The organism is Sphingobacterium corticis (assembly GCF_042684745.1).
GTDB classification, from domain to species: Bacteria; Bacteroidota; Bacteroidia; order Sphingobacteriales; family Sphingobacteriaceae; genus Sphingobacterium; species Sphingobacterium corticis.
Window position 1 is genome coordinate 174,051 of record NZ_JBHUMA010000004.1, and the last position, 17,337, is coordinate 191,387.

At 41.6% G+C, this 17,337-nt stretch carries 19 protein-coding genes and 1 other RNA gene; 12 read left to right on the forward strand and 8 right to left on the reverse strand.

Translation table 11 applies throughout. From position 1 onward, the window contains the following. Positions 1-11 precede the first annotated feature (11 nt). The 3 genes from ACFSQ3_RS01880 to ACFSQ3_RS01890 all read right to left on the reverse strand — a co-directional run bounded on the left by ACFSQ3_RS01880 (position 12) and on the right by ACFSQ3_RS01890 (position 2,973). Positions 12-1,094: an LptF/LptG family permease gene (locus ACFSQ3_RS01880; RefSeq protein ID WP_380866996.1), complete on the reverse strand. Its 1,083-nt coding sequence runs from the start codon at positions 1,092-1,094 to the stop codon at positions 12-14. 21 nt (positions 1,095-1,115) lie between these two features. Next, on the reverse strand, positions 1,116-2,246 hold the full coding sequence (gene tgt / locus ACFSQ3_RS01885) for a tRNA guanosine(34) transglycosylase Tgt (protein ID WP_380866998.1): 1,131 nt from the start codon (positions 2,244-2,246) through the stop codon (positions 1,116-1,118). A 115-nt stretch (positions 2,247-2,361) separates the two neighbouring features. Then, entirely contained in the window at positions 2,362-2,973 is a 612-nt protein-coding gene (locus ACFSQ3_RS01890) for a hypothetical protein (RefSeq protein WP_380866999.1), read from the reverse strand. Positions 2,974-3,120: 147 nt separating this feature from the next. Between ACFSQ3_RS01890 and ACFSQ3_RS01895 the strand changes: the two genes are divergently transcribed. After that, positions 3,121-4,266 carry a glycosyltransferase gene (locus tag ACFSQ3_RS01895; RefSeq protein WP_380867001.1) on the forward strand — a complete coding sequence of 382 codons (1,146 nt, stop codon included), beginning with the start codon at positions 3,121-3,123 and terminating at the stop codon, positions 4,264-4,266. Position 4,267: 1 nt separating this feature from the next. Next, positions 4,268-4,903 (forward strand): 16S rRNA (guanine(527)-N(7))-methyltransferase RsmG, encoded by a 636-nt coding sequence (rsmG, locus tag ACFSQ3_RS01900; RefSeq protein WP_380868457.1) that lies wholly within the window; start codon positions 4,268-4,270, stop codon positions 4,901-4,903. 18 nt (positions 4,904-4,921) lie between these two features. On the opposite strand, the gene ACFSQ3_RS01905 is transcribed toward rsmG, so the two are convergent. Then, the gene (locus tag ACFSQ3_RS01905; protein ID WP_380867002.1) at positions 4,922-5,440 is read right to left on the reverse strand and encodes a hypothetical protein; all 519 of its coding nucleotides are present in this window, start codon (positions 5,438-5,440) and stop codon (positions 4,922-4,924) included. Positions 5,441-5,527: 87 nt separating this feature from the next. After that, positions 5,528-5,758, reverse strand: a complete 231-nt coding sequence (locus tag ACFSQ3_RS01910; protein WP_380867004.1) for a hypothetical protein — start codon at positions 5,756-5,758, stop codon at positions 5,528-5,530. Between the two features lie 111 nt (positions 5,759-5,869). Here ACFSQ3_RS01910 and dprA point away from each other — a divergent pair, with 111 nt between their 5' ends. The 4 genes from dprA (at position 5,870) to ACFSQ3_RS01930 (ending at position 8,612) form a co-directional block, all read left to right on the forward strand. Then, positions 5,870-6,970, forward strand: a complete 1,101-nt coding sequence (gene dprA / locus ACFSQ3_RS01915; RefSeq protein ID WP_380867006.1) for a DNA-processing protein DprA — start codon at positions 5,870-5,872, stop codon at positions 6,968-6,970. 105 nt (positions 6,971-7,075) lie between these two features. After that, an RNA gene (gene ffs, locus ACFSQ3_RS01920) (signal recognition particle sRNA small type) lies at positions 7,076-7,173 on the forward strand. Between the two features lie 130 nt (positions 7,174-7,303). Continuing rightward, the gene (gene accD, locus ACFSQ3_RS01925; RefSeq protein ID WP_380867007.1) at positions 7,304-8,146 is read left to right on the forward strand and encodes an acetyl-CoA carboxylase, carboxyltransferase subunit beta; all 843 of its coding nucleotides are present in this window, start codon (positions 7,304-7,306) and stop codon (positions 8,144-8,146) included. Between the two features lie 130 nt (positions 8,147-8,276). Then, positions 8,277-8,612: a MerR family transcriptional regulator gene (locus tag ACFSQ3_RS01930; protein ID WP_380867009.1), complete on the forward strand. Its 336-nt coding sequence runs from the start codon at positions 8,277-8,279 to the stop codon at positions 8,610-8,612. 13 nt (positions 8,613-8,625) lie between these two features. On the opposite strand, the gene ACFSQ3_RS01935 is transcribed toward ACFSQ3_RS01930, so the two are convergent. Together ACFSQ3_RS01935 and ACFSQ3_RS01940 are read right to left on the reverse strand one after the other, a co-directional pair. Continuing rightward, on the reverse strand, positions 8,626-9,117 hold the full coding sequence (locus ACFSQ3_RS01935) for a metallophosphoesterase family protein (protein ID WP_380867011.1): 492 nt from the start codon (positions 9,115-9,117) through the stop codon (positions 8,626-8,628). Positions 9,118-9,134: 17 nt separating this feature from the next. Next, positions 9,135-9,788 carry a tRNA1(Val) (adenine(37)-N6)-methyltransferase gene (locus ACFSQ3_RS01940; protein WP_380867013.1) on the reverse strand — a complete coding sequence of 218 codons (654 nt, stop codon included), beginning with the start codon at positions 9,786-9,788 and terminating at the stop codon, positions 9,135-9,137. A gap of 221 nt (positions 9,789-10,009) precedes the next feature. Between ACFSQ3_RS01940 and ACFSQ3_RS01945 the strand changes: the two genes are divergently transcribed. Beyond that, a complete protein-coding gene (locus ACFSQ3_RS01945; protein WP_380867014.1) occupies positions 10,010-11,116 on the forward strand; it encodes a hypothetical protein in 1,107 nt (368 codons plus the stop codon). Between the two features lie 78 nt (positions 11,117-11,194). Here ACFSQ3_RS01945 and mutS read toward each other — a convergent pair whose 3' ends face one another. After that, entirely contained in the window at positions 11,195-13,804 is a 2,610-nt protein-coding gene (gene mutS / locus ACFSQ3_RS01950; RefSeq protein WP_380867016.1) for a DNA mismatch repair protein MutS, read from the reverse strand. A gap of 65 nt (positions 13,805-13,869) precedes the next feature. Here mutS and nth point away from each other — a divergent pair, with 65 nt between their 5' ends. The 5 genes from nth (at position 13,870) to rpmF (ending at position 17,318) form a co-directional block, all read left to right on the forward strand. Beyond that, entirely contained in the window at positions 13,870-14,532 is a 663-nt protein-coding gene (nth, locus tag ACFSQ3_RS01955; protein ID WP_380867017.1) for an endonuclease III, read from the forward strand. Positions 14,533-14,613: 81 nt separating this feature from the next. Continuing rightward, the gene (gene recA / locus ACFSQ3_RS01960) at positions 14,614-15,642 is read left to right on the forward strand and encodes a recombinase RecA (RefSeq protein ID WP_380867018.1); all 1,029 of its coding nucleotides are present in this window, start codon (positions 14,614-14,616) and stop codon (positions 15,640-15,642) included. A gap of 203 nt (positions 15,643-15,845) precedes the next feature. Beyond that, entirely contained in the window at positions 15,846-16,508 is a 663-nt protein-coding gene (locus tag ACFSQ3_RS01965) for an epoxyqueuosine reductase QueH (protein WP_380867020.1), read from the forward strand. Between the two features lie 66 nt (positions 16,509-16,574). Continuing rightward, positions 16,575-17,111, forward strand: a complete 537-nt coding sequence (locus tag ACFSQ3_RS01970; protein WP_380867022.1) for a YceD family protein — start codon at positions 16,575-16,577, stop codon at positions 17,109-17,111. Positions 17,112-17,126: 15 nt separating this feature from the next. Next, on the forward strand, positions 17,127-17,318 hold the full coding sequence (rpmF, locus tag ACFSQ3_RS01975; protein ID WP_380867024.1) for a 50S ribosomal protein L32: 192 nt from the start codon (positions 17,127-17,129) through the stop codon (positions 17,316-17,318). Positions 17,319-17,337: the final 19 nt, after the last annotated feature.

Below are 17,337 nucleotides of genomic sequence, written 5' to 3' on the forward strand. Positions count from 1 at the left end.
AGAAATAGCGATTATTTGGGAGCCTTTATCATCAGGTACAGGCTCAATACTAAAAATAGTACGTTGGGGATTAGCACAGAAATCAGCGGATCCAGTCCGCCCTTTACGGAAAACATAGTAGAAAAACGTTCGAGAACGACATAAATACAACTCAAACCAATACCAACACCTAAACTGACACCTATACCTCCGCGCACCTTTTTGGAAGACAAGGAAACGCCAATTAATGTCAATACAAATGCAGAAAACGGATTGATAATACGTTTATATTTCTCAAGAAGAAGTTCGTTCATCATGCCTGTTCCGCGCGTTTCTTCTTTAAGAATACGCTCGTTCAGATCGGCTTGGCTCATGGTGGAGAATACGTTTTCGTAAATCTCGAAATCTTTCGGTCGCATATCCAACGTGGTATCGCGCTGCTCTCCTGTTTCCATGCGCTCGCGTAAGCCATCGATATGGCGCACCGTATAATTATGGATCGACCATTTGTTGTTGACAGAATCCCAAGTAATGCGATCTGCCATTAGTTTTTCTGTGAGGATATCACCATCAAATTTCTCAATGGTAAAGTTGTAACCAACACCGGATTTCGTTTCGAACGTCCCCATGTACGCATACGTATTGGAATCCAATTGCATGTGCGTAGAACTTGACGTTGTGCTTACTTTCTGAGGTTTCACGTACACATTTTCGAAATCCACCTTCACTTTATTGGTAAATGGAATAATGTATAAGTTGGACAGCAACACCAGCGAACAGATGATGCCTGCACAGATCATGTACGGTCGCAACATGCGATAGAAACTCATACCGCCATTCAGAATCGGAACAATTTCCGTTTGATCGGCCATTTTCGAAGTGAAGAAAATAACGGCAATAAAGTTCAATAATGGCGTCAGCATATTGATGAAGAAAGGAACACTACCGATCGCGTAATACTGCGTAAAAACCTGCGCCATGGACGCACGATTCTTATTAAAATCGTCTACTTTCTCCGAAAAATCGAAAATTACAATCACCAAACAGAAAATACATACCGTAAACACGAACGTGGTTAGGTACTTTCCAATGATATAGCGATCGATAATTTTCATTCCGAGGAATTATGTAAATAATTACAAACGTTGATCTAAAATCTTTACCATTTTTTCTTTCCAATCATAGAACGTCCCTTCTATGATTTTCTCACGCGCTTGCTTCACCAACCAAAGGTAGAAATGCAAGTTGTGCAAGGAAGCGATTTGCGCGCCCAAAATTTCTTGCGAGCGAATCAAATGACGCAAATACGCTTTGGTATGAATCTGATCCACCAACAAATCGCTGTCTGCTTCAATCGGACTAAAATCGTCCTCCCATTTTTTATTTTTTATGTTGATAATGCCTTGTTTGGTAAACAACATGCCATTACGCGCATTACGCGTTGGCATCACGCAGTCGAACATATCAATTCCCAAAGCGATGTTTTCTAAAATATTTACCGGCGTACCAACTCCCATTAAATAACGTGGCTTGTGCTCGGGAAGAATTTTCGTTACCACTTCGGTCATGGCGTACATTTCATGTGCTGGCTCACCGACAGATAACCCGCCAATGGCATTTCCTTCGCGCTCGAAGGAAGCAATTTTTTCCGCTGATTTTTCCCTCAAATCTTTGTACACCGAACCTTGCACAATCGGGAATAGCGTCTGATCGTAACCGTATAAAGGTTCTGTACTATCAAAACGATCACAACAGCGTTTTAACCAACGGTGCGTCATATCCAAAGATCTGCGTGCATAGTTGTAATCACATGGATACGGTGTACATTCGTCGAACGCCATGATAATATCGGCGCCAATGATACGTTGCGTATCCATCACATTTTCCGGTGTAAAAAGATGTTTGGAACCATCAATATGGGAACGAAAAGTAACACCTTCTTCTTTGATCTTGCGCACTTCCGTCAACGAATACACCTGATAGCCACCCGAATCGGTCAGAATCGGACCATTCCAGTTATTGAATTTGTGCAATCCTCCTGCCTTCTGCAAAACGTCCAACCCCGGACGTAAATACAAATGGTAGGTATTTCCCAAAATAATTTGAGCTTGGATATCGTTCACCAATTCATGTATGTGCACGGCCTTCACTGTTGCCGCCGTACCCACAGGCATAAAAATGGGTGTTTGTATAGTACCGTGTGCTGTTTCCATTTCTCCGGCACGTGCCTTCGAAAGTGGATCCTGAGCTTGAAGCGTAAATTTCATCTATTCCCTCTAAACGCCCGCAAAATTACGATAATTTTCGACAGTAAATTCGGTTCGAAAAGCTTTATTAATAAATATTAACAGCTCCCGATCGACTTACTGCCGAAAGTAAAAGTTACTTTTTGCGTAAACTTTTCAATAGATTATTATCAATCGTGATGTATCCCGGATAGAAAATATTGCTACCTGCAAGGGAGATTGATGGCTTAATCTTCAATACAACTGCACCCTCTCCTTCTCGTGTAAATAGATCGCTCAACAATCCTTCAATACCACGCTGTTCCTCGACAACACCAAATAAGTTGGCATTAAACGTAAGCGGAACAACAGCGCTTTCGCCTTGGTTCAGTTTTACCACGCGATCTACCGTTCCTTCGAAGAAAGGCTTTCCTTTAATTTCGATTAGGTATTTGAATGCATTGATGCTCGTGACATTCGCCGTTGGATTGCTTACTTTCATATTCACCACAGCGGCCAAAGGTAAATCCTTACGCAAGATTCCCATGGCCAATCCAGGCAGGGCATTTAAATTCAATGAATTGCCATTTCCTTCTAATAAACCTTGGGCGGAACGACCAGCCACCTGTAGGTTTGAAACTGATTCTACATTATAATTATAGGATTTTAAAATATCTACTTGTTTTCCGGGATTGAGCGAAGCGCAACCTGTAAGAACCATGAAGACGATCAATGATAGGAAACTAGAATAAACGTGTTTGTGTGTCATGAAAGATGTGTTAAAGAGTCGTAATATAGTATTTTTTAGTTTTAGACGCTTGAACTGCCGTTTTAGTTTACTCGATAATGCGATTTGAAGCAAACTTTTCTTGATGAACGCTGTCAATGGCAGTAAATACCATTATCTTTGCAACTTATGTCGTTTCCGGAAGAACCGCTTTTTACATATTGGCCTTATCTCATTGTTGCTGCATTAGGTATCACATTCTTCGTTCAAGTTTACTATTTGTTGTTTGTTTACAGCAAATTATCGAGGTATAAACTAAGCGAGGAATTGCCGGATCAGGCATTGCCACCGATTTCGGTGGTAATAAGCGCGTACAATGAGCAAGATAATTTAAAGCAATTTCTTCCGCTTGTTCTGGAGCAAGATTATCCGCAGTTTGAGGTGGTTGTTGTGAACGATTGTTCTGACGATGAAACGCCATGGATTTTGCGCGAATTGGCATCGCAGCATGCGCATCTAAAGATCATCGACATCGGCGAACATATTCGATTGAAGCATACCAAAAAATTCACCATCACAATTGGCATTAAAGCAGCGAAATACGAACACCTTGTGTTTACGGATGCGGATTGCGAACCAGCTTCAAATACTTGGTTGAAACACATGGTCACGCCATTTGCCGCTGGAAATGAAATTGTTTTAGGCTATTCCCCGTATTTTAAATACCCGGGGTTTTTAAATAAGCTCATACGTTTTGAAACCACGCACACCGCCATGACGTATCTTTCTTATGCTTTGAAAGGCGATCCATATATGGGTGTAGGCAGGAACTTGGCGTATACGAAAGCGCTTTTTTATAGAGGAAAAGGGTTTAATGCACACATGCACATCAAATCCGGCGATGATGATTTATTCGTTAATCAGAACGCAACATCCCAAAATACTGCCATTTGTTTATCGGCAGAAAGTCATACCTATTCGGTTCCGAAGCTTACTTGGAAAAGTTATAACAAGCAAAAGGCGCGACATGCGGGAGCTTCGGTGATGTACAAACCGCGACATAAATGGATGTTGGCAACACAACTCATTTCATCCATTTTATTCTACCTATTGCTAGGCACAGCTTTGGCCGTTATGCCACATTGGTGGTTTATTCCCGTAGGATTATATGTATTGCGATTAATATTGCAATATGCCGTTTTCACCTCATCGTTTAAAAAGTTAGCGGTAGCCGATTTATTATGGTGGCTACCTGTGTTAGATATATTCTTTTATTTCTTCATCTGCCTGAATGGCTTATTCAATAGAAATAAAAAACAAACATCCTGGAAGTAATATGAACCCAACTGTCGATATCATTTATTCTTATTTCCCAAATCTTACTGCCACTCAAAAAGAGCAGTTTGCCCAATTGGCGGAAGTTTATCCATTTTGGAATGATCAGATCAATGTCGTTTCTCGGAAGGATATGGATTCTTTGTTCTTGAAACATGTGTTGCATTCTTTAGGCATTGCTGCTTATGTACGCGAGCTAACTGCAGGAACACGTATTTTGGACATTGGAACGGGAGGTGGATTTCCGGGGATTCCTTTGGCAATCCTATTTCCGCACGTGCAATTTCATTTGGTAGATTCAATCGGCAAGAAAATAAAAGTAGTTCGCGAAGTGGCAGAAGCGATTGGATTGAAAAACGTGGAAGCAGATCACATTCGCGCAGAACAGTTGGACAACCAATATGATTTTGTTGTTTCTAGAGCGGTTACACGATTAAAAGATTTTCTTCCTTGGGTGCGCAATAAGATTTATGCGAAAGATAAAAATGGTATTCCAAACGGTATATTGTATTTGAAGGGCGGAGATTTAAAAGAAGAAATCAAAGAGGCGAAAGTGAATTATGATCTGATCGCGTTGAGCGATTATTTTAAGGAAGATTTCTTCGATACGAAATACGTGCTTTACATCCCCATGTAAAACATCGAGCTTATTTGGCTATTGCTTCGGCAATGCCAAATAAGCTCGAATATGTACAGAAGAATCTTGGTAGTTTTTCAAGCGCTTAAAGATGTAATCCAGCTGCTCATATTCCTCAGCCGCTGCCCACCACTCGAAATCAGGATGATAGTAACGTCGAAAATCCTCCAACTGCTGACCATCCAATTTGGTTAGCTTTTGCGTCAGCGGATACCAAGTTTGATTAACCTTATCCAATTTAAAATCATCCGCCAATACCTTCTGAAAACGACGGGCTTGCTTTCCACTCTTGGCGAAATGATTATAAAGCTTGTTGATATTGACTGCAATGCCCGGCGGAATTATGCCGATAGCGGTGATAATATTCTTATTATCGCCATTGAAGTAAATGCTCCGGAATTCACGTTTATTCCGTTCGTATTTTTCTTCCGGCGTGAGCACTTCGTGATTGATCTCCACCGATTCGATGCCGATGGTATCACGGTATAAAGGAATCGTGTCTAAAGTTGGTTGTCCGTAAAAATTTTCGCTCGCCATAACCATTTTCGCATGCAGCAAAACCGGCAGAAAGCAAAGAAAAAACAGACAACGCAACATCGGAGTTTGGTTTAAAAGTTTCTCAGATTACGCATTTTGCGCATTGATCTCCTTGCCAATTAGCAACACTTCCTCATCCATACCGAAAAGTGGCAAACCGGTTTCCGGATTTAGCTTTAACCAACTAGTTTCATTGTCGCGAATAATTTGCACATACTCCTTCCCGTCTTTAAATATGGTGTATGTATCCTTTTCATCAGGAAAAACGGAATATTCTACTCCGTTAATTTCTACGTAGAATGGTTCTGGTGTGTTCATGCTTTTCATTTTGTGTGTAAACAAATATAGACAGAAATCTAAAAACTAGATTCCCGACTTGGCTAATATTTTCTTAAAAAGAATTATATTTACCTCAAAGATTAATCAATTATGAATCTTATCCACCAAATAGCGTTAACAATGATTCCCGGCGTCGGGCCTCGGCTTGCTCGCCATTTGCTAGCGCATTTCGGTTCAACGGAGGAAATATTTCGCGCTTCCATTCGGGAATTATCGAAAGCTTCAGGAATAGGCCCAATACTAGCCAAGATTATATACGACAAAGCGTATATGCAGCGCGCGGAAAGGGAATGTAGCTTTGTAGAGAAACACAATATCCAAACCATTTGGCTTACTGATTCCGCTTATCCGCAAAGGTTGGAAGCCTGTGACGATGGCCCGCCGTTGCTCTATTTTAAGGGAGATACCAACTTCAACGATCAACATATCGTTAGCGTGGTTGGCACACGAAACTCGACGGCTTACGGCAAGAAACTTTGTGAAGATCTAATTGCTGGCATCAAAGAAATTAATCCAATCGTGGTCAGTGGATTAGCTTATGGAATTGACGTGATCGCACACCGCGCAGCGTTGCAGAATCATATTCCTACGATTGGCGTTGTCGCACATGGTTTGGATCGTATTTATCCGCCCATGCACCGGGATATCGCCGAACAGATGTTACATACAGGCGGTTTACTAACTGAATTTCCTTCCGGTACAAAACCTGATCGCATGAACTTTCCGATGCGTAACCGCATAATTGCGGGTTTAGCTGATATTACAATTGTTGTTGAGGCAGGCATAAAAGGCGGCGCATTAATTACGGCAGAAATGGCGAACGGTTACCATCGTGATGTTGGCGCATTTCCGGGCTCCGTCAACCAACCGTATTCCGAAGGTTGCAATTACCTCATTAAAACTAACCGCGCACACCTCATACGTAATGCGGATGATTTACTGTATTTGATGAATTGGCAGAAACAGCAAAGCAAAGCTTCGGCACCACAGCTTTCTCTTCTACCGCCGGATTTGAATCCCGATGAGGAAAAAGTTTTCCATTATTTACGTCAGGTGGAACAAGCTTCGGTCGATCAAATTGCTATAAATCTTGATTGGCCGCAAAGTAAATTGGCGATGATTTTACTGGAGATGGAAATGAATAACGTGGTCATTTCCCTTCCGGGAAAGATTTACAAAACGGTTAGCTGAACTACATTTTCGAGAGCAACAATTTCTTTCAACTGAAAATCAATCCAATAGCGGGAAAAGGCAATTTAAATTTCTTTAATCACATTTTTTCTCTACTTTTGCCGTGGGTAAGTCCTTTACGACCAGCTCCTGTTGACTCCCCCAGGTTGGGAACAAAGCAAGGGTAAATGGTTGAGCGGTGCGATAAAGGTAGCTTACCCATTTTTTATTCCTTCTATTTTCCAAAAATCCTTTCTCTGAATTACCTCCACGACTATCATCGTTACTTTTTACACATCCTGCACGATCAGAACAATATTTTTCGTTTCTTTGTAGTTCGTTTAAAAAATTGCTATGAGTTGGTTTAAAAGAAGTACTGCGGGAATTAACACCGCTACTGAAAATAAAAAAGAGGCGCCGGACGGCATGTGGAATAAATGTCCAAATTGCAAAAAAGCACTTTTAAATGTGGAGCAAGTGGAAAACAGCTATGTTTGTCATTATTGCGATTACCACATCCGCATCGGTTCTGCCGCTTATTTCTCCATCCTTTTTGATAATAACGAATTTCAAGAATTATTTCCTAACCTGCAAGCTGGCGATCCGCTGGGCTTTGTAGATAGCAAACCTTATAAAGACAGATTGTTAGATAGCCAAGCAAAAACTGGTTTGAAAGATGCAATCCGCTGTGGACACGGTAAGGTAGAAGGCCAAGATGTGGTTGTTGCTTGTATGGACTTCAATTTCATCGGTGGATCCATGGGGTCGGTTGTTGGTGAGAAAATCGCTCGTTCGATTGATTATTGCTTGGAACATAAATTACCGTTTATGTTGATTTCAAAATCGGGTGGTGCGCGGATGATGGAAGCGGCATTTTCTTTGATGCAAATGGCGAAAACATCCGCTAAGTTGGCTTTGTTAAGCAAAGCACAATTGCCATACATCTGTTTATTAACAGATCCAACTACGGGTGGTGTAACCGCATCATATGCTATGTTGGGCGACATCAATATTGCTGAGCCGGGAGCATTAATCGGTTTTGCTGGACCTCGTGTTATTAAAGAAACCATCAAAAAAGATCTTCCGAAAGGTTTCCAAACTTCAGAATTCGTTTTGGAGCACGGATTTTTGGATTTCATCGTCGATCGCAGACAATTAAAAAGCAAGTTGGCCACGTTCTTACGCCACGTGAATTAGAAATGCATAAAATATAGTTAATGAAAGGGCGCTTGATCGAGCGCCCTTTCAATTTCAAGCAAACCACATCCTTCCTCGCTTGAAAATACGGGCAAAATGATTAAGTTTGTTGTTAATAGAAACTACGGCTATGCCATACAAAGAGCGCGAAATAAATAAGTTATATTATACCATGGGCGAAGTGACCGCCATGTTTGATGTGAATGCCTCGCAGATTCGTTTCTATGAGCGTGAATTTGATATTATTCAACCCAAGAAAAATAAAAAAGGAAACCGACTTTTCACGCAAGATGACATCGCTAATCTGAAGATTATCTTCAATTTGGTAAAAGACAAAGGTTACACGCTGCAAGGTGCACGCGATTTTTTACGTGCTAACAAAAATGAAGCGCGCGAGAATCAGCGCGTGGTGGAATCTTTAGAAAAGTTAAAGCATTTTCTATTAGAAGTTCGCGACAGCTTATAGCCAAAATATTGCCTTAACGTCCATTTAATTCAATCACTTCCAAATTCTCTATTCGCTCTCCGTTAATATCGAAGCGCATTAATGTGCGCACTTTATGCCAACCTTGCTTTCCGGCAGCACCGGGATTCAAATGCAACAGTTGGAGCTGCTGGTCGTATTGTACTTTCAGAATGTGAGAATGACCGCTGATAAATAATTTTGGTGGATTTTTCCTAATTTCTGCTCGAACAGCAGGCGCATATTTCCCGGGATAACCACCAATATGCGTCATCCAAACATCTACTTCTTCACAAGTGAAACGCAGGTTTTCAGGATAAATGGAGCGAATATCCTGACCATCGATATTCCCGTAAACACCACGAAACGGTTTGAAATCTGCCAATTGCTTTGCTAATTCACCATTACCAAAATCACCCGCGTGCCATACTTCATCGCATTTTGCAAAATGCTGAAAAACGGCATCATCTAAAAAGCTATGCGTATCCGAAAGCAATCCAATTTTCATAAAAATAAAGGTACGGCTTAGTAGGCAAGAAAGAAAGGTTGCAAAAGTTTTCGATACGCTTCGCTATATACACCTTTGGACTGATAGATGATAAAATCGAAAAGTTTAGCTTTTTCCGTGACTACCTTCGAAAACCGAACAACCGATCGTATGCAAGGCGAATCCTCGAAAGAATGAATACTAATTTTCCGCATTAATTGAAATCCCAAAAGCGAAGCACGTTGCTCCACCTCTTCCGCTAAGCTCGGAGGAAGAATCAATTCAATCGCGCCGCTTTTTGTCAGGTTTTGATCCGCATAATGTAGGAGTTCATCGAAAAATATGCGATCGGCGTGCCGAGCTTGTTGCTTCCTTGCATCCGGATTGTGCAGCGCGTCCACGTAAAATGGCGGGTTGGAAACAATCAAATCCAAAGGCTTTTTCGGTTTGAAACGTTGAAAGGCGGTGTGATGCATTTCGACACGATCACTGAATGGCGAAGCTTCTGCATTTTTGCGCGCCGTATCTGCAGAGCTTTCATCAATCTCCACCCCAAAAACCTGCGCTTTAGGAAAACGTTGAGCCAACATTAACGCAATCACACCAGTTCCAGTTCCGACATCCAAAATACCATCATCGCGTGCCGCGTTAGCCATTACCGCTAGCAAAACGCCGTCCGTATTGATGCGCATTGCGCAACCTGTTTGATTTACTGAAAACTGCTTAAATTGAAAAACACTCACATCGGCAAAATTACACTTTTACTCGGATAGCAGACATTTGTATATTTGCTTAAACTTTTCGGACAGTTAAATGTCTAAATGTTAGTTTTCTTAAAAACATTCAAAACCCTATGCATCGATTGTATTCGCTATACGCAGCTATATGCTGTTCTATTTTGAGCTTATCTGTTATGCCAACAGTGGCACAAGAACAACAAACCACTTCACCACCGAACCAAGGTTGTGAACAACTTACGCAAGCCGCCCTACCAAAATTGGTCAGCTCGCTGAACGACAATAATTTTACGGCGTTAGAGCAAGCGCTTCAAACATTGGAATCCGCTTGCGGACCGAATGAAGTAACTCAACGCTTGCGCATCATTGGACAATTAGTTCAAAAACAACCTACCACCGCTTCTATCCGTACATATTTGGAACAAGGGCAAGACAATAAATTAATGATTCGATTGGATGATGCTGCGGAGGAAAATTACCAAAACATCTATCTAAAAGATAAGGCCGCATATAACTATGTTCCGCTTCGTCATGGGGTAGACTCTTTAGTCCAAGTAAAAGCAGCGGCAATTTTGGGTTCGCAAATGTATAATTTGACGGAAACTGAAGAAGCAATCGCTTACCTTTTCTCAGATCATATTAACACCTATTTGATGCGCATGCAAAAGGAAAAACCGGTAACGCGTGTGCAGGAATTTCAAGAAGTTGAGCATTGGAAAAGAGGTTGGGGTTTCACGCTAGGTGGCGGTTTATACCGTCCGTTGAATGCGACAAATCCAATTTTCAATAATCAGGCAATCTTCGGTGTTTCTGCTATGAGTCCACTTTCCAACGATTGGATTTTTGACGCATTCTTCAAGTACCGTTCGAATAAAGGTTCTAGAACATTTGAATACGATTTATATGATCAGGTCGAGTACGTGAACTCTCCAGCTAGCTACATTATGGGAGCTTCCGTCGGTTATAAGTTTTTGGATTTAGGGAAATTTTTAATGATCGGTAAGGGCGGTATCGCATTTGAAACGGTGAGCACCGGATTGCAAGAAGTGCAATATTATGATTATTACGATCCGTATTATGGTGGTGGTGGCGCATCTACACGTTTTCACAACGTGAACACCTACAATTTGCTAGGCGGATTGACCGTAATGCAGCATCTTCATCGTCGAACATTTATTGGAGCGAACATACAATATCATTACTCACCTTACAATAATGACCGCAGATTGTTGACACCGACAGCTTCGGATTACATTAATTTCGAATTATTCTTCCGTTTCTAATCGCTGACAAAAAATATAAAACAGAAAAGCCGACGGATTGAGTCGGCTTTTCTGTTTTGTAGAATTAATTTTCTATCGTTAATGTTTGAGCAAACGTTGGATTTCATCCAATTTCATCAATGCTTCAACAGGAGTGAGCGTGTTTACGTCCAAATTGTTCAACATATCACGAATCTTCTCCAATACCGGATCATCAATCGCAAACATTTGTAATTGATAGGCCTGCTTTTGAATTTTACGCATGCTATCTTTAATATCTTCACCGCCGGTACGCTCCTGCTCCAAGCGACGCAAAATATCATTCGCTCGACTAAGCAACTTATTAGGCATACCTGCCAGCTTCGCCACGTGAATACCAAAGCTATGCTCCGAACCGCCAGGAACCAACTTACGCAAGAAGATGATTTTGTTGTTCACTTCCTTCACGGAAACGTTGAAATTCTTAATACGTGGCATGGATGCGCTCAGCTCATTCAGTTCGTGATAATGTGTAGCAAATAAAGTTTTTGCTTTTGCTGTCGGATGATGGTGCAAATACTCGGCAATCGCCCAAGCAATAGAAATCCCGTCGTACGTGCTTGTTCCGCGACCAATTTCATCCAGTAAGATCAAACTACGATCCGACAAGTTGTTCATAATACTTGCCGTTTCGTTCATCTCCACCATAAAAGTCGATTCGCCGGAAGACAAATTATCGGATGCGCCAACGCGCGTAAATATCTTATCTACCAACCCAATCTGCGCTTCTTTCGCAGGCACAAAAGAACCAATTTGCGCCATCAAAACAATCAATCCGGTTTGACGAAGCAAAGCCGATTTACCAGCCATGTTAGGTCCGGTAATAATGATAATCTGTTGGGTTTCTTGATCTAAATAAGTATCGTTCGTGATATAATCTTGTCCGATAGGCAAGTTCTTTTCGATCACCGGGTGGCGACCGCCTTTGATATCTAAGGCTTTACCTTCGTTGATTTCCGGTTTTACATAATAATTCTGCTCCGCAACAACAGCAAAGTTCAACAGCACATCCAATTTAGCAATCAGCTGTGCATTCAGCTGAATTGGCTTGATATATTGCGCAATATCGACCAACAATTCCTGATAGATCCGGTTTTCGATTGCTTGAATCTTTTCTTCCGCACCAAGGATTTGTTCTTCGTAGGTTTTCAGCTCTTCGGTAATGTATCGTTCGGCATTTACCAAAGTTTGCTTACGAATCCATCCTTCCGGCACTTTATCTTTATGTGTATTGGTAACCTCCAAATAATAACCAAACACGTTATTAAAGGCAATCTTTAAGGAAGGAATACCAGTTGCTTCGGATTCCCGACGTTGAATTTCAATCAGGTAATCTTTTCCGCCAAAGGCGATTTTACGCAGTCGATCCAACTCCTGATCTACCCCATCGGCAATCACATTTCCTTTTTGCAACAAAACGGGCGGTTCGGCTTGCACTTCCGTTTCGATTTTCTCGCGAATAATCGTGCAATTATTAAGTTGCTCGGAAATAATTTGCAAGGCTTCCGATCCGTCAATATTCGTCGATTCTTTCAACTTTTCAACCGCATAAAGCGCGCGTTTTAGCTGAATAACTTCCCGCGGATTAGCTTTTTGCAAACCAATTTTGGAAATCAATCGCTCCAAATCGCCCACTTGCTTAATCTCCTTCACCAAATCATCTCGTAAATCTTTGTTCTGATGAAAATGATCGACCACGTCCAAACGTTCCTGAATGGATTTACGATCTTTCAACGGCATGATGATCCAGCGCTTCAATAAGCGAGCGCCCATCGGTGAAGCCGTATGATCCAACACATCAGAAAGCGTGGTCGCATTGTCATTTGCGGAGCCAATCAGCTCCAAATTACGAATCGTAAAACGATCCAACCACATATAGCGATCTTCCTCAATTCGCGCTATATTGGAAATATGTTGCAGGTTGCGGTGTTCCGTTTCATTCAGGTAGTGCAAAGCTACACCAGCAGCGACAATCCCCACAGAAAGTCGATCAATACCGAATCCCTTCAATGAATTTACCTCGAAATGCTTTAGCAAATTTTCATTCGCATAATCGCCGGTATATGGCCATTCGTCCAGCGTGAACGTATAATAGCTGTTCCCAAAATGCTCTATAAATGAATTGTATTGCTTTTTGGGAAGAATAACCTCCGTGGGCTTAAAACTTTGCAGCAATTTATCGATGTAAGAAGCTTGTCCTTGCGCTACCGAAAATTCTCCGGTAGAAATATCCAAGAAAGCAACCCCATAGATGTTCTTCTCAGCGAAGATGGAGGCTAAATAATTATTTGATTTCTGCTGCACGATGTTGTCGCTGTACGAAACACCTGGCGTTACCAATTCCGTTACGCCGCGTTTAACGATCGTTTTAGTTTGTTTCGGATCTTCCAACTGATCGCAAATAGCGACACGTTGTCCCGCACGCACCAACTTCGGTAAATAGGTTTCCAAAGAATGGTGTGGAAATCCGGCCAAGGCCGTTTCCGACTCCGAACCGCTTCCGCGCTTCGTCAACACAATTCCCAAAATCCCCGCTGCCTTAATGGCATCCTCTCCAAACGTTTCGTAAAAATCTCCAACGCGAAACAACAATAACGCACCCGGATATTTCGCCTTGATGGTATTGTATTGCTGCATTAACGGTGTCTGCTTTTTCTCTTTCTTAGCCAATGGTAATCTGTTTTCGGTTTTAAGCAGGGTAAAAGTAATAAGGATATTATTAATTATCTTTGTCCATGCTGAAAAAAGATCGATATAAAGCCTTTGTAGACTATTTCTCGACCCATAATCCGGATGCGGAAACGGAATTACATTACTCCAATCCATTCGAACTTTTGGTGGCCGTCATTCTTTCTGCGCAATGCACGGACAAACGTATCAATCAGGTTACTCCAGCACTTTTCACACGTTTCCCTGAACCTGAATCCCTAGCTGCCAGCACTCCTGAAGAAGTTTTTACCTATATCCGGTCGGTAAGTTATCCAAACAACAAAGCCAAACATTTAGTCGGAATGGCGCAAAAACTTTTAGCGGAATTTGATGGTGTAGTTCCGGAACAAGTAGAAGATTTGGTTAAACTTCCCGGTGTAGGTCGAAAAACAGCCAATGTGATTTCTTCCGTGGTGTATGATAAGCCCGCGATGGCGGTGGATACACACGTTTTTCGTGTTTCCAATCGGTTAGGTTTAACTTCTCGAGCAACAACTCCACTCGCTGTTGAAAAACAACTGGTCAAACATTTGCCGGAAGAAACGATCAAAATTGCACATCATTGGTTGATCTTGCACGGGCGCTATATCTGTTTAGCACGTCGTCCCAAGTGTGAAATATGCCCGATTACTTACTTTTGCCAATATTTTGGCAAAAACTTCGGAAAGCCGGTTATTGAGAAAGCTTAAATAAAAAAGCTAATAATTTTAGTATTTACTATTGCAGGGATTGTATTTACTCCGTATATTTGAACAACAAAATCGCAAACGATGAGCAACTCAGATAAATTAAAAGCGCTACAGCTTACTTTAGATAAACTAGAAAAATCCTACGGAAAAGGAACCATCATGAAATTGGGTGATTCTGTGGTGGAACCTATTGAGTCCATTTCAACCGGATCATTGGGATTAGATATCGCGCTGGGTATTGGCGGTGTTCCTAAAGGCCGTATCGTAGAAATCTACGGTCCGGAATCTTCTGGTAAAACAACCTTGGCTACGCACATTATTGCCGAAGCGCAGAAAAAAGGCGGTATTGCAGCGATGATTGATGCGGAGCACGCATTCGATAAATACTACGCACAAAAATTAGGCGTTGATGTTGAAAATCTATTAATTTCTCAACCTGATAACGGAGAGCAAGCGCTAGAAATTGCGGACAACTTAATTCGTTCGGGTGCTATTGATGTGATCGTTATTGACTCCGTTGCGGCATTGGTTCCGAAAGGTGAAATCGAAGGCGAAATGGGTGATTCTAAAATGGGTTTACAAGCGCGTTTGATGTCACAAGCTTTGCGTAAATTGACAGGAACAATTTCTAAAACAAACTGCTGTTGTATTTTCATCAACCAATTACGTGAGAAAATTGGTGTGATGTTCGGTAATCCAGAAACAACAACAGGTGGTAATGCATTGAAGTTCTACGCTTCTGTGCGTTTGGATATCCGCCGTACTTCTCAAATTAAAGATGCGGATGAGGTTTCCGGTAACCACGTGAAAGTGAAGATTGTTAAAAACAAAGTAGCTCCACCATTCCGTATCGCGGAATTTGACATCATGTTCGGTGAAGGTATTTCGAAAGCTGGAGAAATCATCGATCTTGGGGTAGAATATGGTATCGTTAAGAAATCGGGTTCTTGGTTTAGCTACGGCGACACCAAACTAGGACAAGGTCGCGATGCTGTGAAAAACCTCATCATGGACAATCCTGATTTAATGGACGAGTTGGAAGCAAAAATCCGCGCAGAAGTTACGGGCGAGGATTTGGATCAAACTTTAATGAAAGAAGATGCTGAATAAGCGAAAGCTTATCTTCACCATGAAATAACGAAACGACCTGCAGCTTTTAAACCGCAGGTCGTTTTTCTTTTATTGCATGTTAAAACTTGTAAAGCGCATTTTCACGCAGGCTATGTTTATCAATTGCACTATTCAAGTACAATCGCAGCTAGCATAAAACGAAGCATTTTAGAATATGCGCCGAAGTCTATACCTTTGTAGCTATGGAAAATAAACCGCTCATTCGGGAGCAGATCAGTCTACCTAACGAAGGCAAAAAGTTATTGTTGCATTCTTGTTGCGCACCATGTGCAGGAGAAGTGATGGAAGCGCTGATCGCGTCAAACATTGAGTTTACGATCTATTTCTATAATCCCAATATCCATCCACGCAAAGAATATGACATCCGTAAGGATGAAAACATTCGCTTCGCGGAAAAGCACAATATTCCATTTATCGATGCCGACTACGATGTAGATCATTGGTTTGACCTGGCGAAAGGAATGGAAAACGAGCCTGAACGTGGTGTTCGATGCACGATGTGCTTCGATATGCGTTTCGAGAAAACCGCAGAATACGCTGCCGCAAATGGCTTTGATGTGATCTCTAGTTCGTTGGGTATTTCTCGTTGGAAAAATATGGATCAGATCAACGATTGCGGAAATCGGGCAGCATCTCGCCATCCTGACATGGAGTACTGGACATTCAACTGGCGCAAAAAAGGTGGGTCCGCCCGCATGTTGGAAATTAGTAAGCGCGAGCGCTTTTACATGCAAGAATATTGCGGTTGTGCCTACTCCTTGCGTGACACCAACAAATGGCGCATGGAATCCGGACGAGAGAAGATTAAGTTAGGCGAAAAATATTACGGCGACGAAGAACAATAAACTGTTTAAAAAAGAGTTGCAATTAATCAATTTAACGATTATCTTTGCAGGCTCAAATACTGGATTGTGAAGTATTTAAAAAAATATAAAATACCATTTTCAGGTCTTTCGACTGGTAAGCACAATTTCGAATTTGATATTGATGACGCGTTCTTTGCATGTTTTGAGCACTCTTTAGTTAAAAAAGGAAACCTCACCGCCCTCGTGGAATTACAAAAGCAGGAAAACATGCTAATTGCTAATTTCAACATCAAGGGGCACATTGAGTTGCATTGCGATGTTTGCCTTCGCACATTCGATGCACCTTTAGCAACAAAAGAACGAGTGATCGTCAAGTTTACGCATGACGAGTGGGATCAAGAATCGGATGAAATTATCGTGTTATCGCACAATGATTATGAATTTGACATTTCCAACTTGTTGTATGAATACATTAACGTATGCGTACCACATTATCCGAAATGCAGCGAACAGGGCGAAAACATCGATTGCGATCCGGCTATGCTGGAACAAATTGCTGATGAAAACGACGTAGAAAATGAATCAAAAGAGGATCAGTTGGATCCTCGCTGGGAAGCATTAAAAAAAATTAAAAATAACTAAAAATACAGATACGAGATGGCACATCCAAAACGTAAAATGTCTAAGTCAAGAAGAGACAAAAGAAGAACGCACTATAAAGCGGAAAGACCAGGATTGACAGTTTGTAAAGAAACTGGAGCTGTGCACTTGCCACACCGCGCTTATACAGTAGATGGTAACTTGTATTACAATGGCAAGTTGATCATCGAGAATACGGCGGCGATCTAAAGAACTTCCAAAACATCCC

Coding starts and splice junctions, on each gene's coding strand:
- ACFSQ3_RS01935 (WP_380867011.1), bottom strand. CDS start 9,117: ATGAAAATTGGATTGCTTTCGGATACGCATAGCTTTTTAGATGATGCC.
- tgt (WP_380866998.1), bottom strand. CDS start 2,246: ATGAAATTTACGCTTCAAGCTCAGGATCCACTTTCGAAGGCACGTGCC.
- ACFSQ3_RS01940 (WP_380867013.1), bottom strand. CDS start 9,788: ATGCGCATCAATACGGACGGCGTTTTGCTAGCGGTAATGGCTAACGCG.
- dprA (WP_380867006.1), top strand. CDS start 5,870: ATGAATCTTATCCACCAAATAGCGTTAACAATGATTCCCGGCGTCGGG.
- accD (WP_380867007.1), top strand. CDS start 7,304: ATGAGTTGGTTTAAAAGAAGTACTGCGGGAATTAACACCGCTACTGAA.
- ACFSQ3_RS01965 (WP_380867020.1), top strand. CDS start 15,846: ATGGAAAATAAACCGCTCATTCGGGAGCAGATCAGTCTACCTAACGAA.
- ACFSQ3_RS01910 (WP_380867004.1), bottom strand. CDS start 5,758: ATGAACACACCAGAACCATTCTACGTAGAAATTAACGGAGTAGAATAT.
- rsmG (WP_380868457.1), top strand. CDS start 4,268: ATGAACCCAACTGTCGATATCATTTATTCTTATTTCCCAAATCTTACT.
- rpmF (WP_380867024.1), top strand. CDS start 17,127: ATGGCACATCCAAAACGTAAAATGTCTAAGTCAAGAAGAGACAAAAGA.
- ACFSQ3_RS01880 (WP_380866996.1), bottom strand. CDS start 1,094: ATGAAAATTATCGATCGCTATATCATTGGAAAGTACCTAACCACGTTC.
- ACFSQ3_RS01890 (WP_380866999.1), bottom strand. CDS start 2,973: ATGACACACAAACACGTTTATTCTAGTTTCCTATCATTGATCGTCTTC.
- ACFSQ3_RS01895 (WP_380867001.1), top strand. CDS start 3,121: ATGTCGTTTCCGGAAGAACCGCTTTTTACATATTGGCCTTATCTCATT.
- ACFSQ3_RS01930 (WP_380867009.1), top strand. CDS start 8,277: ATGCCATACAAAGAGCGCGAAATAAATAAGTTATATTATACCATGGGC.
- recA (WP_380867018.1), top strand. CDS start 14,614: ATGAGCAACTCAGATAAATTAAAAGCGCTACAGCTTACTTTAGATAAA.
- nth (WP_380867017.1), top strand. CDS start 13,870: ATGCTGAAAAAAGATCGATATAAAGCCTTTGTAGACTATTTCTCGACC.
- ACFSQ3_RS01945 (WP_380867014.1), top strand. CDS start 10,010: ATGCCAACAGTGGCACAAGAACAACAAACCACTTCACCACCGAACCAA.
- ACFSQ3_RS01905 (WP_380867002.1), bottom strand. CDS start 5,440: ATGGCGAGCGAAAATTTTTACGGACAACCAACTTTAGACACGATTCCT.